The sequence below is a fragment of the Pseudomonas sp. MWU13-2862 genome, assembly GCF_023242495.1.
GTDB lineage: Bacteria > Pseudomonadota > Gammaproteobacteria > Pseudomonadales > Pseudomonadaceae > Aquipseudomonas > Aquipseudomonas gingeri_D.
The window spans coordinates 140,632-155,703 of sequence record NZ_JALMEZ010000014.1; the positions used below are offsets into that span (position 1 = coordinate 140,632).

At 61.6% G+C, this 15,072-nt stretch carries 12 protein-coding genes; all 12 read left to right on the forward strand.

Annotated elements, in window-relative coordinates; all coding sequences use genetic code 11:
• Nucleotides 1–13: 13 nt before the first annotated feature.
• The 12 genes from uppS (at nucleotide 14) to dnaE (ending at nucleotide 14,930) form a co-directional block, all read left to right on the forward strand.
• Nucleotides 14–769, forward strand: a complete 756-nt coding sequence (gene uppS / locus M5C56_RS24130) for a polyprenyl diphosphate synthase (RefSeq protein ID WP_100938583.1) — start codon at nucleotides 14–16, stop codon at nucleotides 767–769.
• Nucleotides 769–1,575, forward strand: coding sequence for a phosphatidate cytidylyltransferase (locus M5C56_RS24135; RefSeq protein WP_103496378.1), 807 nt, complete (start codon nucleotides 769–771; stop codon nucleotides 1,573–1,575). Before uppS ends, M5C56_RS24135 begins: the two co-directional genes overlap by 1 nt.
• Entirely contained in the window at nucleotides 1,572–2,762 is a 1,191-nt protein-coding gene (gene ispC / locus M5C56_RS24140) for a 1-deoxy-D-xylulose-5-phosphate reductoisomerase (protein WP_103496379.1), read from the forward strand. Before M5C56_RS24135 ends, ispC begins: the two co-directional genes overlap by 4 nt.
• Before the next feature lie 51 nt (nucleotides 2,763–2,813).
• Nucleotides 2,814–4,166 carry a sigma E protease regulator RseP gene (gene rseP / locus M5C56_RS24145; RefSeq protein ID WP_103496380.1) on the forward strand — a complete coding sequence of 451 codons (1,353 nt, stop codon included), beginning with the start codon at nucleotides 2,814–2,816 and terminating at the stop codon, nucleotides 4,164–4,166.
• Between the two features lie 75 nt (nucleotides 4,167–4,241).
• Nucleotides 4,242–6,629 (forward strand): outer membrane protein assembly factor BamA, encoded by a 2,388-nt coding sequence (gene bamA / locus M5C56_RS24150; RefSeq protein WP_103496381.1) that lies wholly within the window; start codon nucleotides 4,242–4,244, stop codon nucleotides 6,627–6,629.
• A 45-nt stretch (nucleotides 6,630–6,674) separates the two neighbouring features.
• Nucleotides 6,675–7,178, forward strand: a complete 504-nt coding sequence (locus tag M5C56_RS24155) for an OmpH family outer membrane protein (protein WP_103496382.1) — start codon at nucleotides 6,675–6,677, stop codon at nucleotides 7,176–7,178.
• A gap of 3 nt (nucleotides 7,179–7,181) precedes the next feature.
• Entirely contained in the window at nucleotides 7,182–8,237 is a 1,056-nt protein-coding gene (gene lpxD / locus M5C56_RS24160; RefSeq protein WP_103496383.1) for a UDP-3-O-(3-hydroxymyristoyl)glucosamine N-acyltransferase, read from the forward strand.
• A gap of 114 nt (nucleotides 8,238–8,351) precedes the next feature.
• Nucleotides 8,352–8,792 (forward strand): 3-hydroxyacyl-ACP dehydratase FabZ, encoded by a 441-nt coding sequence (gene fabZ / locus M5C56_RS24165; RefSeq protein ID WP_040064770.1) that lies wholly within the window; start codon nucleotides 8,352–8,354, stop codon nucleotides 8,790–8,792.
• Nucleotides 8,789–9,565, forward strand: coding sequence for an acyl-ACP--UDP-N-acetylglucosamine O-acyltransferase (gene lpxA / locus M5C56_RS24170; protein ID WP_103496384.1), 777 nt, complete (start codon nucleotides 8,789–8,791; stop codon nucleotides 9,563–9,565). The genes fabZ and lpxA overlap by 4 nt, the downstream gene beginning before the upstream one ends.
• Before the next feature lie 2 nt (nucleotides 9,566–9,567).
• On the forward strand, nucleotides 9,568–10,698 hold the full coding sequence (gene lpxB, locus M5C56_RS24175; RefSeq protein WP_103496385.1) for a lipid-A-disaccharide synthase: 1,131 nt from the start codon (nucleotides 9,568–9,570) through the stop codon (nucleotides 10,696–10,698).
• Nucleotides 10,699–10,709: 11 nt separating this feature from the next.
• On the forward strand, nucleotides 10,710–11,336 hold the full coding sequence (gene rnhB / locus M5C56_RS24180) for a ribonuclease HII (protein ID WP_247263345.1): 627 nt from the start codon (nucleotides 10,710–10,712) through the stop codon (nucleotides 11,334–11,336).
• Nucleotides 11,337–11,408: 72 nt separating this feature from the next.
• Nucleotides 11,409–14,930, forward strand: coding sequence for a DNA polymerase III subunit alpha (gene dnaE / locus M5C56_RS24185; RefSeq protein ID WP_103496387.1), 3,522 nt, complete (start codon nucleotides 11,409–11,411; stop codon nucleotides 14,928–14,930).
• Nucleotides 14,931–15,072: the final 142 nt, after the last annotated feature.

Here is a 15,072-nt window from a genome sequence, read left to right on the forward strand (position 1 = left end):
TCAGGACGCTTCCATGGAAAAGACCAAGCAGGCTGTGCCGTCCTCGGTGCCGCGCCATGTTGCAATCATCATGGACGGCAATAACCGCTGGGCCAAGAAACGCTTTTTGCCCGGTGTTGCCGGGCACAAGGCTGGCGTCGACGCGGTGCGCGCCGTCATTGAGGTGTGTGCTGAGGCCGGGGTCGAGGTATTGACCCTGTTCGCGTTCTCCAGCGAGAACTGGCAGCGTCCCGCCGACGAAGTCAGCGCCTTGATGGACCTGTTCTTCAAGGCGCTGCGCCGCGAGGCCAAGCGTCTCAACGAGAACAATATAAGCCTGCGGATCATTGGCGACCGCTCGCGCTTTCACCCCGAGCTGCAAGCGGCGATGCGCGAGGCGGAAGCGGCGACGGCCGGCAGCAATCGCTTCATTCTGCAGATTGCCGCCAACTACGGCGGGCAGTGGGATATCGCCCAGGCGGCTCAGCGTCTGGCCCGTGAAGTACAGGCCGGGCATCTGCGTCCGGACGATATTACCCCCGAGCTGCTGCAGACCTGTCTGGCCACCGGCGACCTGCCGTTGCCGGACCTGTGCATCCGTACCGGTGGCGAACATCGCATCAGCAATTTCCTGTTGTGGCAGTTGGCCTATGCCGAGCTGTATTTCTCCGACCTGTTCTGGCCGGACTTCAAACACGAAGCCATGCGCAACGCGCTGGCCGATTTTGCTTCCCGCCAGCGTCGTTTCGGTAAAACGAGCGAACAGGTCGAAGCAGGAGCCCGGGTTTAATGCTCAAGCAACGCATCATCACGGCACTCATTCTCCTGCCCATTGCCTTGTGCGGGTTCTTCCTGCTCGAGGGCGCAGGCTTTGCGCTGTTCATCGGCCTGGTCGTCACCCTCGGCGCCTGGGAATGGGCGCGCCTGGCGGGGTTTGAAGCGCAGCCGGCCCGTGTGGCCTATGCGGCGCTGGTCGCGGTGCTGTTGTTCTTCATGTACATCCTGCCCAACCTCGCACCCTGGGTGCTGGGGGCGGCGGTATTGTGGTGGGGGTTGGCGGCGTTCCTGGTGCTGACCTACCCGCGCACCAGCGCGCACTGGTCGACCACCGCGAGCAAGCTGGTGATCGGTTTCCTGATCCTGCTGCCGGCCTGGCAAGGCCTGATCCTGATCAAGCAGGAGCCGTTGGGCAACTGGTTGATCATGGCGGTGATGGTCCTGGTCTGGGGCGCCGATATCGGTGCCTACTTTTCCGGCAAGGCTTTCGGCAAGCGCAAGCTGGCGCCGTCGGTCAGCCCGGGCAAGAGTTGGGAAGGCGCCTACGGCGGCCTGGCCCTGAGCCTGGTGATCACCGCGGTGGTCGGGGTTGTGCGCGGCTGGGGCGTCGGGCAGATGATTGCCAGTCTGCTTGGGGCGGCGCTGATCGTGGTGATTTCGGTGGTCGGTGACTTGACCGAAAGCATGTTCAAGCGTCAGTCGGGGATCAAGGACAGCAGCAACCTGCTGCCCGGGCATGGCGGCATTCTTGATCGGATCGATAGCCTGACGGCGGCGATTCCGACCTTTGCCGTACTCCTGTGGATCGCTGCATCGTGAGCCGCCCACAGCAAATTACCGTACTCGGTGCCACCGGCTCCATCGGCCTGAGCACCCTGGATGTCATCGCGCGTCACCCGCAGCGTTACCAGGCCTTTGCCTTGAGCGGTTTCAGCCGCCTGGCGGAACTCTTTGCCCTGTGCATGCGGCATCGCCCGCGCTATGCGGTGGTGCCCGAGGCGTCCGCGGCGCGTGGTTTGCAGCAGCAACTGCGTGACGCGGGCCTGGCGACCGAAGTGCTGGTGGGGGAGGCGGGCCTGTGCCAGATTGCCGCCGATCCCGAAGTCGATGCGGTGATGGCGGCGATCGTCGGCGCGGCCGGTTTGCGTCCTACGCTGGCAGCGGTCGAAGCCGGCAAGAAGATCTTGCTGGCCAACAAGGAGGCGCTGGTGATGACTGGCGCGCTCTTTATGCAGGCGGTGCGCAAGAGTGGGTCGGTGTTGCTGCCGATCGACAGTGAACACAATGCGATTTTCCAGTGCCTGCCCCAGGATCACGCCCGTGGCCTGGCGGCGGTCGGCGTGCGGCGAATCCTGCTGACCGCCTCGGGTGGTCCGTTCCGGCAGACGCCGCTGGGTGAGCTGGCCGATGTCACCCCCGAGCAGGCGTGCGCCCATCCCACCTGGTCGATGGGGCGCAAGATCTCGGTCGACTCGGCGAGTATGATGAACAAGGGGCTGGAACTGATCGAGGCGTGCTGGCTGTTCGATGCCAAACCGTCCCAGGTCGAAGTGGTGATCCACCCGCAGAGTGTGATTCACTCCCTGGTCGACTACGTGGATGGTTCGGTTCTGGCCCAATTGGGGAACCCGGACATGCGCACGCCGATCGCCAATGCCCTGGCCTGGCCTGAGCGGATCGACTCCGGCGCGGCGCCGCTGGACCTGTTTGCCGTGGCGCGCCTGGACTTCCAGGCCCCGGATGAGCAGCGTTTCCCTTGTCTGCGCCTGGCCCGTGAATCTGCCGAGGCCGGAGGCAGTGCGCCGGCGATGTTGAATGCGGCGAATGAGGTGGCGGTAGCGGCATTTCTCGAACGGCGCATCCGCTACCTTGAGATCGCGAGTATCATCGAGGACGTTTTAAACCTGGAGCCGGTGGTTGCGGTCAATGAGCTCGACGCGGTATTCGCGGCAGACGCCAAGGCCAGGACTCTGGCCGAGCAATGGCTGAGTCGCCACGGGCGTTGAATCTGGCGTAGCCTTCGGGGCTGTCGGCACCTGGGATTGCGGAGAAAGTAAATGAGCGCGCTCTATATGATAGTCGGCACCCTGGTGGCCCTGGGTGTGCTGGTGACCTTCCACGAATTCGGCCATTTCTGGGTGGCCCGTCGTTGCGGCGTCAAGGTCCTGCGTTTTTCCGTGGGCTTCGGCATGCCGCTGCTGCGTTGGCACGATCGCCAGGGCACCGAGTTCGTGGTCGCCGCGATTCCGTTGGGCGGCTACGTGAAAATGCTCGACGAGCGCGAGGCTGAAGTCCCGCCGGAGCTGCTCGACCAGGCCTTCAATCGCAAGTCGGTGCGCCAGCGTATCGCAATCGTCGCCGCCGGCCCGATTGCCAACTTTCTCCTGGCCATCGTGTTTTTCTGGGGCCTGGCGATGCTGGGCAGCCAGCAGGTGCGTCCGGTCATCGGTACCGTGGAAAGCGGTAGCCTGGCCGAGAAGGCCGGGTTGAGCAGCGGTCAGGAAATCGTCGCCGTCGATGGCGAGCCGACCACCGGTTGGGGCGCGGTCAATCTTCAGTTGGTGCGTCGCCTGGGGGAAAGCGGCACCCTGCAGTTGCGGGTCCGTGAGCCTGGCTCGACGGCCGACTCGCCCCGCGAACTGGCACTGGACCATTGGCTGCAAGGCGCCGACGAGCCCGATCCAATCAAGTCTCTGGGGATTCGCCCATGGCGTCCGGCGCTGGCGCCGGTGCTGGCCGAACTCGATCCGAAGGGCCCGGCCCAGGCCGCCGGCCTCAAGACCGGCGACCGCCTGTTGGCGGTGAATGACCAGCCCCTGAACGATTGGCAGCAGGTGGTGGATTGGGTCCGTGTACGTCCTGATACCAAAATTGTGCTGCACGTCGAGCGTGATGGTGCTCAAATCGACGTCCCGCTGACCTTGGCCAGCCGCGGCGAAGGCAAGGCGGCGAGCGGTTACCTGGGGGCCGGCGTCAAGGCGGTGGACTGGCCGCCGGAGATGGTTCGAGAGGTCAGCTACGGGCCTCTGGCGGCGATTGGCGAAGGTGCTCGACGCACTTGGACCATGAGCGTCCTGACCCTGGACTCGCTGAAGAAAATGTTGTTCGGCGAGCTCTCGGTAAAAAACTTGAGTGGACCGATAACCATTGCTAAAGTGGCGGGCGCTTCGGCCCAGTCGGGCGTCGCTGATTTCCTGAATTTCCTGGCTTATCTGAGTATCAGCCTCGGGGTTCTGAATTTGTTGCCCATCCCGGTACTGGATGGGGGGCATTTGCTGTTTTATCTGATCGAGTGGGCGCGTGGTCGTCCCTTGTCGGATCGGGTGCAAGGTTGGGGGATTCAGATCGGTATCAGTTTGGTGGTTGGGGTGATGTTGCTTGCCCTGGTCAACGATCTGGGTCGACTGTAACGCTTCGCGAAAATTGCGAATCTGCCGCATTGTGCGGCAGTTTGTTTATTGCCAGTTGGAATAAGAAAGGACTTCATGAAACGTCTGCTGCTAACTGCGGTTCTCACCGTATTGATGATCGCCGAAGTTCACGCCGAGTCCTTCACTATCTCCGATATTCGTGTCAATGGCCTCCAGCGGGTATCCGCTGGTAGCGTGTTTGGCGCGTTACCGTTGAATGTCGGGGAGCAAGCGGATGACCGTCGCCTGGTGGAATCCACTCGCGCGCTGTTCAAAACCGGTTTCTTCCAGGATATCCAGCTGGGGCGCGAAGGTAACGTCCTGGTCATCACGGTCGTTGAACGACCTTCGGTGGCCAGCATCGATATCGAAGGCAACAAGGCGATCTCGACTGACGACTTGATGAAGGGGCTGAAACAGTCCGGCCTGGCCGAGGGTGAAATCTTCCAGCGTGCGACCCTTGAAGGTGTGCGTAACGAACTTCAGCGTCAGTATGTGGCCCAAGGCCGCTACTCGGCCGAGGTCGAGACCGAAGTCGTTCCCGAGCCGCGTAACCGCGTGGGCTTGAAGATCAAGATCAACGAAGGCACCGTCGCCGCGATCCAGCACATCAACGTGGTGGGTAACTCGGTATTCAAGGACGAAGACCTGATCGATCTGTTCGAACTCAAGACCACCAACTGGCTGTCGTTCTTCAAGAACGATGACAAGTATGCCCGCGAAAAGCTCTCCGGTGACCTGGAACGCCTGCGCTCCTACTACCTGGACCGCGGCTATATCAACATGGATATCGCCTCGACCCAGGTGTCCATCACCCCGGACAAGAAAAGCGTCTATATCACGGTCAACGTCACCGAAGGCCAGAAGTACAAGGTCCGCGACGTGAAGCTCAGTGGTGACCTGAAGGTGCCGGAAGACCAGGTCAAGTCCCTGCTGCTGGTGGAGAAGGGCCAGGTGTTCTCGCGCAAGCTGATGACCACCACCTCGGAACTGATCACCCGCCGCCTGGGTAACGACGGCTACACTTTCGCCAACGTCAACGGCGTACCGACGCCGCACGATGACGATCACACCGTCGATATCACCTTCGTGGTCGACCCGGGCAAGCGTGCCTACGTCAACCGTATCAACTACCGTGGCAACACCAAGTCCGCGGACGAAGTGCTGCGTCGTGAAATGCGTCAGATGGAAGGCGGTTGGGCTTCCACCTACCTGATCGACCAGTCCAAGACCCGTCTTGAACGCCTGGGCTTCTTCAAGGAAGTCAACGTCGAAACCCCGGCTGTTCCGGGTGTCGATGACCAGGTTGACGTGAACTACACCGTGGAAGAGCAAGCCTCGGGTTCGATTACCGCCAGCGTCGGTTTTGCCCAGAGCGCCGGTCTGATCCTGGGCGGTTCGATCACCCAGAACAACTTCCTCGGTACCGGTAACAAGGTCAGCATCGGCCTGACCCGCAGCCAGTACCAGAGCCGCTATAACTTCGGTTATGTCGACCCCTACTGGACGCCGGACGGTGTCAGCCTGGGCTACAACGTGTTCTACCGCACCACTGACTACAGCGAACTCGATGTCAGCGTTGCCAGCTATGCCGTGGACAGCCTGGGTGCTGGCGTCAGCGTCGGTTACCCGATCAGCGAGACATCGCGCCTGACCTTCGGCCTGACGGCCCAGCAGGACAAGATCCAGACCGGCCAGTACACCGTCGACGAAATCTTCAACTTCGTTAACACCCAGGGCGACGAGTTCCTGAACTACAAGGCCTCCCTCGGCTGGTCGGATTCGACCCTGAACAAAGGCGTCCTGGCGACCCGTGGTCACTCCCAGAGCCTGACCCTGGAAAGCACCATCCCAGGCAGTGACCTGTTGTTCTTCAAACTCGACTACCGCGGTCAGGTATTCCAGCCGTTGAGCGACACCTACACCATGCGTTTCCATACCGAATTGGGTTACGGCGACGGCTATGGTTCGACCAACGGCCTGCCGTTCTATGAGAACTACTACGCCGGTGGTTTCAACTCGGTACGTGGTTTCAAGGACAGCACCCTGGGTCCGCGCGGTACGCCAAGTCGTGGTGCGGATGTGACCGGTAACGCCGGCACGATTGCCGATACCAGCACGAATCCATTGCCGTTCGGTGGTAACGTACTGATTCAAGGTGGTGCGGAGCTGTTGTTCCCGCTGCCATTCGTGAAAGACCAGCGTTCGCTGCGCACCTCGCTGTTCTGGGACGTGGGTAACGTGTTCGACTCCAAGTGCGAACAGGTCCGTAACACCAATGGCACGCTGTCGCAGACGCAGTGCAACGACATCAGTTTCAGCAATATGGCCAGTTCCGTGGGTGTTGGCGTGACCTGGGTAACCGCCCTGGGGCCATTGAGTTTTGCCCTGGCCGTGCCGGTCAAAGAGCCTAGTAACGCTGAAACCCAGGTGTTCCAATTCTCCCTCGGTCAGACCTTCTAACGGCCTGACCCTAGATAACGACAACGGATTTTGTAGGAGTTTATTGTGCGTAAGTTGACTCAACTGGTTCTGCTGGCCACTGTTCTGGTAGCGACCCCGGCCTTTGCCGAAATGAAAATCGCGGTCCTGAACTATCAGATGGCCCTGCTGGAATCCGACGCAGCCAAGAAGTACGCCGTCGATGCCGAGAAGAAGTTCGGTCCGCAACTGACCAAGCTCCAGGCCCTGGAAAGCAGTGCCAAGGGTATCCAGGATCGTCTGGTGGCCGGTGGCGACAAGATGCAGCAGGGCGAACGCGAGCGTCTGGAGCTGGAATTCAAGCAAAAGGCCCGTGACTTCCAGTTCCAGTCCAAGGAACTGAACGAGCAAAAAGCCGTTGCTGACCGCGAGATGCTCAAGCAGCTCAAGCCCAAGCTGGATAGCGCCGTGGAAGAAGTCATCAAGAAAGGTGCCTTTGACCTGGTGTTCGAGCGTGGCGCCGTGATCGATGTCAAACCGCAGTACGACATCACCCGCCAGGTGATCGAGCGCATGAACCAGCTGAAGTAATCCATGACAGCGACCATCAAGCTCGGCCAATTGGCCGAGATCCTCGGTGCCACCCTACGTGGCAACGAGGAGAAACAAATCACTGGGCTAGCCACCTTGCAGGAGGCTGGCCCAGCTCAGTTGAGCTTTCTGGCAAATCCCCAGTACCGCAAATACCTCACTGACAGCCAGGCCGGCGCCGTGTTGCTCAAGGCCGCCGACGCCGAAGGTTATGCCGGCGATGCGCTGGTGGTGGCTGATCCCTACCTGGCCTATGCGCGTATTTCGCACCTGTTCGATCCCAAGCCCAAAGCGCCTGCCGGGATTCACCCGAGCGCGGTGGTGGCTGCCGATGCCCAGGTCGATCCGACCGCCAGTATCGGTGCCTTTGCGGTGATCGAGAGCGCTGCGCGGATTGGTGCTGGCGTGACCATCGGCGCCCAGTGTTTTGTCGGTGCTCGCTGTGAAATCGGCGAAGGCGGCTGGCTGGCGCCACGGGTCACGCTTTACCACGACGTGCGCATCGGCAAGCGGGTGGTGATCCAGTCCGGTGCCGTGCTCGGCGGTGAAGGCTTCGGCTTCGCCAATGAAAAGGGTATCTGGCAGAAAATTGCCCAGATCGGTGGCGTGACCGTCGGTGACGATGTGGAGATCGGCGTCAATACCGCCATCGACCGCGGTGCCCTGGCCGACACGATCATTGGCAACGGGGTCAAGCTCGACAACCAGATTCAGATCGCCCACAACGTTCAGGTCGGCGATCACACGGCCATGGCCGCCTGCTGCGGGATTTCCGGCAGCACCAAGATCGGCAAGCACTGCATGCTCGCCGGTGGCGTCGGCCTGGTGGGGCATATCGAGATTTGCGACAACGTCTTCCTGACCGGGATGACCATGGTCACCCACTCGATTACCGAGCCGGGTGCCTATTCTTCCGGTACGGCGATGCAGCCGGCCGCCGAGTGGCGCAAGAGCGCGGCGCGTATTCGCCAGCTCGACGACATGGCCCGGCGCCTGCGGCAGCTGGAAAAGCGGGTAGGCGACGTGACCCCGGACGGTAATGCTTCATCAGATGGCTGATACCATTTTCCATATCAAGTAGCCGCCTGGGTTTGTACGCAAGCTGCCTTCTTGATTTGCTAGAGGAGCCGCGCGTGGCGCGCTCCCACTCTTTACTACAGGCTTCCCCACGAAATGATGGACATCAAAGAGATTCGCGAATACCTGCCTCACCGTTACCCGTTCCTGCTGGTGGACCGGGTGGTGGAACTGGATGTCGAGGCCCAGCGCATTCGTGCCTACAAGAATGTCAGCATCAACGAGCCTTTCTTCAACGGCCACTTCCCGGCGCATCCGATCATGCCGGGCGTGCTGATTATCGAAGCCATGGCCCAGGCTGCGGGCATCCTCGGTTTCAAGATGCTCGACGTGAAGCCTTCCGACGGCACCCTGTACTACTTCGTCGGCTCCGACAAGCTGCGTTTCCGCCAGCCGGTACTGCCGGGCGACCAGTTGATCCTCGAAGCCAAGTTCATCAGCTGCAAGCGCAAGATCTGGAAGTTCGAGTGCCAGGCTTCGGTTGACGGCAAGCCGGTCTGCTCGGCCGAGATCATCTGTGCGGAACAGAAAGTATGAGTTTGATTGACCCTCGCGCAATCATCGATCCCACGGCCGTACTGGCCGAGGGCGTTGAGGTCGGCCCCTGGTCGATCGTCGGCGCAGGTGTGGAAATCGGCGAGGGGACAGTGATCGGGCCGCATGTGATTCTCAAGGGCCCGACCCGGATCGGCAAACACAACCGCATCTACCAGTTTTCCTCGGTAGGCGAAGACACGCCCGATCTCAAGTACAAAGGCGAAGAGACGCGCCTGGTCATTGGTGACCACAACGTTATCCGCGAAGGTGTGACCATCCACCGGGGCACGGTACAGGATCGCTCGGAAACCACCCTGGGCGACCACAACCTGATCATGGCCTACGCCCATATCGGTCACGACAGCGTGATCGGCAACCACTGCATCCTGGTCAACAACACGGCATTGGCCGGGCATGTGCACATGGGGGATTGGGCGATCCTCTCGGGGTTCACCCTGGTCCATCAGTTCTGCCATATCGGCGCCCACAGCTTTTCCGGCATGGGCACCGCCATCGGCAAGGATGTTCCTGCCTATGTCACGGTCTTCGGCAACCCCGCCGAAGCCCGTAGCATGAACTTCGAAGGCTTGCGTCGGCGTGGTTTCAGCGAGGAAGTGCTCCACGCCCTGCGCCGGGCCTACAAGGTGGTGTACCGCCAGGGGCTGACGGTGGAACAAGCCATCGCCGAGCTGGCCGAACCTGCCGCGCAGTACCCGGAAGTGGCGGTGTTTCTCGATTCGATCCAGTCCTCGACCCGCGGCATCACCCGCTGATCATGGCGACTTTGCGAATTGCGCTGGTCGCCGGGGAAGCCTCCGGCGACATTCTCGGCTCTGGTCTGATGCGGGCGCTCAAGGCCAAGCATCCTGAAGTCGAGTTTATCGGGGTCGGTGGCCCGCTGATGCAGGCCGAAGGCCTGGTTTCCTATTTCCCCATGGAGCGGCTGTCGGTGATGGGCCTGGTGGAAGTGCTCGGCCGTCTGCCTGAGCTGCTCAAGCGCCGCAAATTGCTGATCCAGACGCTGATTGCCGAAAAGCCCGATGTGTTTATTGGCATCGATGCGCCGGATTTCACCCTGAATATCGAACTCAAGCTGCGCCGTGCCGGGATCAAGACCGTGCATTACGTCAGTCCGTCGGTCTGGGCCTGGCGGCAGAAGCGGGTGCTGAAGATCCGCGAAGGCTGTGACCTGATGCTGACGCTGTTCCCTTTCGAAGCGCGCTTCTATGAAGAGAAAGGCGTGCCGGTGCGGTTTGTCGGGCATTCCCTGGCCGACGCCATCCCCTTGCAGGCCGACCGTGGGCAGGCGCGGGCCGAACTCGGCTTGCCGGACGGTCCGTTGGTGGCGCTGATGCCGGGCAGTCGTGGCGGCGAAGTCGGGCGCCTGGGCGGCTTGTTCCTCGATACCGCGCAACGCCTGCGGGAGATGCACCCCGCTATCCGTTTTGTCATGCCCTGCGCCAGCCCGCAACGGCGTACCCAGATCGAGGCCTTGCTGGTGGGGCGCGATCTGCCGCTGACCCTGCTCGACGGCCAGTCCCACAAGGCCCTGGCCGCCTGCGACGCGGTGTTGATCGCCTCGGGTACGGCGACGCTGGAGGCCCTGCTGTACAAGCGTCCGATGGTGGTCGCCTATCGTCTGGCGCCACTGACCTTCTGGATTCTCAAGCGGCTGGTAAAAAGCCCCTACATCTCCTTGCCCAACCTGCTGGCCCAGCGTTTGCTGGTGCCCGAGCTGTTGCAGGATGACGCAACCCCCGAGGCCCTGGCGCAGACCCTGTCGCCGCTGATCGAGGGCGGCGAAGAGCAGACCCGGGGCTTCGACGAAATCCATCGCACCTTGCGCCTGGATGCCTCGAACCAGGCCGCCGACGCAGTGTTGAAGCTGATCGGCAAAACCGTATGAGTAGCGTGAAAATGCAGATGGGATTGGACTTCACCCTGGTGGCCGATGCCGAAGACCTGGTGGCCGGTGTCGACGAAGTCGGTCGTGGCCCGCTTTGCGGCGCGGTTGTGACTGCGGCGGTGATCCTCGATCCCAAGCGCCCGATCCTCGGCCTCAACGACTCGAAGAAACTCACCGAGGCCCGGCGTGAAAAGCTCTACGACGAAATCCGCGAAAAGGCCCTGAGCTGGTGTATCGCCCGCGCCGAAGTCGAGGAAATCGATGAACTGAACATTCTGCATGCCACCATGCTGGCAATGCAGCGGGCGGTCGAAGGCCTGCATATCCAGCCCAAGCTGGCGATGATCGACGGCAACCGTTGCCCGAAGTTGCCGATGCCAGCCGAAGCGGTGGTCAAGGGCGATAGCAAGGTGCCGGCGATCGCGGCGGCGTCAATCCTGGCCAAGGTCAGCCGTGATCGTGAAATGGCAGCTGTCGAATTGATCTACCCGGGTTATGGCATCGGCGGGCATAAGGGCTATCCGACACCGGTGCACCTGGAAGCCTTGCAGCGGCTGGGGCCGACGCCGATTCACCGACGCTCCTTCGCGCCGGTACGGCTGGCCTATGAGCGTCATGGGCGGTCCGGCGAACTTTAACGCTGCTGATGTTTTAGCCAAGGCCCGGTACAATCCGGGCCTTGTTGTTTCTACAGATTAGACAGGATCACTATGCCGGCTTCATTCGTTCATCTACGCCTGCACACTGAGTACTCCCTGGTCGACGGCCTGGTTCGGATCAAGCCGCTGGTCAAGGCCCTGAACGGCCTGAACATGCCCGCCGTGGCGGTGACCGACCAGAACAACATGTGTTCCCTGGTCAAGTTCTACAAGGCCGCCATGGGCGCCGGGATCAAGCCGATCTGCGGCGCCGACCTGTGGCTGTCGAACAAGGATCCCGATGCCCCGCTGAGCCGCATCAGCCTGCTGGCGATGAACGCCGTCGGCTACCGCAACATCACCGAGCTGATTTCCCGTGGCTATATCGATGGCCAGCGCAACGGCATGGTCATCATCGAGCGCGAGTGGGTGGCCGAGGCCAGCGAAGGCGTGATCATGCTTTCGGCGGCCAAGGAGGGCGAGATCGGCATGGCCCTGCTCGGCGACAACGCCGCTGAAGCCGAAGCCCTGGCCCGCGAATGGATGGCGGTGTTCCCGGACCGTTTCTACCTGGAAGTCCAGCGTACCAACCGTCCCAACGACGAAGAGCAGTTGCACGGCGCCGTGGCCCTGGCCGACAAGCTGGGTGCGCCGCTGGTGGCGACCAATGATGTGCGCTTTATCAAGCAGGAAGACTTCGAGGCCCACGAAACCCGCGTCTGCATCGGTGAGGGCCGGGCCCTCGACGATCCGCGTCGTTCGAAGAACTACAGCGACCAGCAATACCTCAAAAGCGCCGAGGAAATGGCCGAGCTGTTCAGCGACCTGCCCGACGCCCTGGAAAACAGCGTCGAGATCGCCAAGCGCTGCAATATCGAAGTGAAGCTGGGCAAGCACTTCCTGCCCAACTTCCCGATCCCCGATGGCATGACCATCGACGAATATTTCCGCAAGGTGTCCTTCGACGGCCTCGAAGAACGCCTGTCGGTCCTGCTGCCCAGGGACACCACCGAAGACTATGAAGCCAAGCGCCAGGTCTATGTCGACCGGCTGAATTTCGAGCTGGATATCATTATCCAGATGGGTTTCCCCGGTTACTTCCTGATCGTGATGGACTTTATCCAGTGGGCCAAGAGCAATGGCGTGCCCGTGGGTCCTGGCCGGGGGTCGGGTGCCGGTTCCCTGGTGGCCTACGTACAGAAGATCACCGACCTCGACCCGCTGGAATATGACCTGCTGTTCGAACGTTTCCTCAACCCGGAGCGGGTTTCCATGCCCGACTTCGACGTCGACTTCTGCATGGATGGTCGCGACCGGGTGATCGACTACGTGGCCGAGAAGTACGGCCGCAACGCCGTGAGCCAGATCATCACCTTCGGTTCCATGGCCGCCAAGGCGGTGGTGCGCGACGTGGCGCGGGTCCAGGGCAAGTCCTACGGCCTGGCGGATCGCCTGTCGAAGATGATCCCCTTCGAAGTCGGCATGACCCTGGAAAAAGCCTACGAGCAGGAAGAGATCCTGCGCGACTTCATCAAGGTCGATGAAGAGGCGGCGGAAATCTGGGAGATGGCGCGCAAGCTCGAAGGCGTGGTGCGTAACGTCGGTAAACACGCCGGTGGCGTGGTGATCGCGCCGACCAAGCTGACCGACTTCTCGCCGATCTACTGCGACGAGGAAGGCGACGGCCTGGTGACCCAGTTCGACAAGGACGACGTGGAGGCGGCCGGCCTGGTGAAGTTCGACTTCCTCGGCCTGCGGACCCTGACGATCATCGACTGGGCGCTGAAGACCATCAACCGTGATCGCGCCAAGGTCAACGAACCGCCGCTGGACATCGCCTTTATCCCGCTGGACGACAAGCCGACCTACAGCCTGTTGCAGAAGGCCGAGACCACGGCGGTGTTCCAGCTGGAATCCCGTGGTATGAAGGAGCTGATCAAGAAGCTCAAGCCCGACTGCCTGGAAGACCTGATCGCACTGGTGGCCCTGTTCCGTCCGGGGCCGCTGCAGTCCGGCATGGTGGACGACTTCATCAACCGCAAGCACGGCCGCGCCGAGTTGGCGTACCCGCACTCCGATTACCAGTACGAAGGCCTCAAGCCGGTGCTTGCGCCGACCTACGGCATCATCCTGTATCAGGAACAGGTGATGCAGATCGCCCAGGTCATGGCCGGCTACACCCTCGGTGGCGCGGACATGTTGCGCCGGGCCATGGGTAAGAAAAAGCCCGAGGAAATGGCCAAGCAGCGTGGCGGTTTCATCGAAGGTTGCGCGAGCAACAATATCGATCCGGACCTGGCGGGTAACATCTTCGACCTGGTGGAGAAATTCGCCGGTTACGGTTTCAACAAATCCCACTCCGCCGCCTACGGCCTGGTTTCCTACCAGACCGCCTGGCTGAAGGCCCACTACCCGGCGCCGTTCATGGCCGCGGTACTGTCCGCGGATATGCACAACACCGACAAGGTCGTGACCTTGATCGAGGAAGTGCGCACCATGAAGCTGCGCCTCGACGCGCCGGACGTGAACGCCTCGGAGTTCAAGTTCACGGTGAACGACGAAGGCCGGATCATCTATGGCCTCGGCGCGATCAAAGGCGTCGGCGAAGGGCCGGTGGAGGCGATCACCGAAGCACGCCAGGAGGGGCCGTTCAAGGACCTGTTCGATTTCTGTGCCCGGGTCGACCTCAAGCGTATCAACAAGCGCACCCTCGACGGCTTGATCCGTAGCGGGGCGCTGGATCGCCTTGGCCCGTATTTCCATGACGAGACCAAGGCCTACCAGGCCAATATCGACCGTAACCGCGCGGTGTTGCTGGCGGCGATGGAAGAGGCGATCAAGGCCGCCGAGCAGACTGCGCGGACCCACGACAGCGGCCATGCCGACCTGTTTGGCGGGCTGTTCGTCGAAGAAGATGCCGATGTCTACGCCAATCACCGCAAGGCCAAGGAACTGACCCTCAAGGAGCGGCTGAAGGGCGAGAAAGATACCCTCGGCCTCTACCTCACCGGTCACCCGATCGACGAGTACGAAGGCGAGATCCGCCGCTTTGCCCGTCAGCGAATCATCGACCTGAAGCCGGCCCGGGATACCCAGACAGTCGCCGGGATGATCATCAACCTGCGGGTGATGAAAAACAAAAAAGGCGACAAGATGGGCTTTATCACCCTCGACGACCGTTCGGCACGGATCGAGGCCTCGTTGTTCGCCGATGCCTTCATGTCGGCCCAGTCGCTGCTGCAGACCGATGCCATGGTGGTGGTCGAAGGCGAGGTCAGCAACGACGACTTCTCCGGCGGCCTGCGCCTGCGGGTCAAGCGGGTGATGAGCATGGAAGATGCGCGCACCAACCTGGCCGAAAGCCTGCGCCTGAAGCTGCAAAGTGCCGCGCTCAAGGGCGATCAACTGCGCTGGCTGGGGGAATTGCTCGGCAAGCACCGGGGGGCCTGCCCGATCACCCTGGAGTACACCGGCAGCGACGCCAAGGCCTTGTTGCAGTTCGGCGAGAGCTGGCGGATCGACCCGGCGGACAGTCTGATTCAGGCATTGCGTGACCAGTTCGGGCGAGACAACGTCTTCCTCCAATACCGTTAGGACGGTGGCGCACTTGGTGCGCGCCGACCTTGACCCTATTTTTAATCTCGACCTGAGCGCGCCATATCCCGTAAGGTAGGGCGCGATACAGATCAATCGGCCGGCCAGGCTGTGTAAAAACTACTGTGCTCGACCCAAGACG

What these genes read in the sequence shown, in the direction of transcription:
- lpxA (WP_103496384.1), top strand. Translation starts at nt 8,789, where the DNA reads ATGAGTTTGATTGACCCTCGCGCAATCATCGATCCCACGGCCGTACTG.
- uppS (WP_100938583.1), top strand. Translation starts at nt 14, where the DNA reads ATGGAAAAGACCAAGCAGGCTGTGCCGTCCTCGGTGCCGCGCCATGTT.
- bamA (WP_103496381.1), top strand. Translation starts at nt 4,242, where the DNA reads ATGAAACGTCTGCTGCTAACTGCGGTTCTCACCGTATTGATGATCGCC.
- lpxD (WP_103496383.1), top strand. Translation starts at nt 7,182, where the DNA reads ATGACAGCGACCATCAAGCTCGGCCAATTGGCCGAGATCCTCGGTGCC.
- M5C56_RS24135 (WP_103496378.1), top strand. Translation starts at nt 769, where the DNA reads ATGCTCAAGCAACGCATCATCACGGCACTCATTCTCCTGCCCATTGCC.
- lpxB (WP_103496385.1), top strand. Translation starts at nt 9,568, where the DNA reads ATGGCGACTTTGCGAATTGCGCTGGTCGCCGGGGAAGCCTCCGGCGAC.
- rnhB (WP_247263345.1), top strand. Translation starts at nt 10,710, where the DNA reads ATGCAGATGGGATTGGACTTCACCCTGGTGGCCGATGCCGAAGACCTG.
- dnaE (WP_103496387.1), top strand. Translation starts at nt 11,409, where the DNA reads ATGCCGGCTTCATTCGTTCATCTACGCCTGCACACTGAGTACTCCCTG.
- fabZ (WP_040064770.1), top strand. Translation starts at nt 8,352, where the DNA reads ATGATGGACATCAAAGAGATTCGCGAATACCTGCCTCACCGTTACCCG.
- rseP (WP_103496380.1), top strand. Translation starts at nt 2,814, where the DNA reads ATGAGCGCGCTCTATATGATAGTCGGCACCCTGGTGGCCCTGGGTGTG.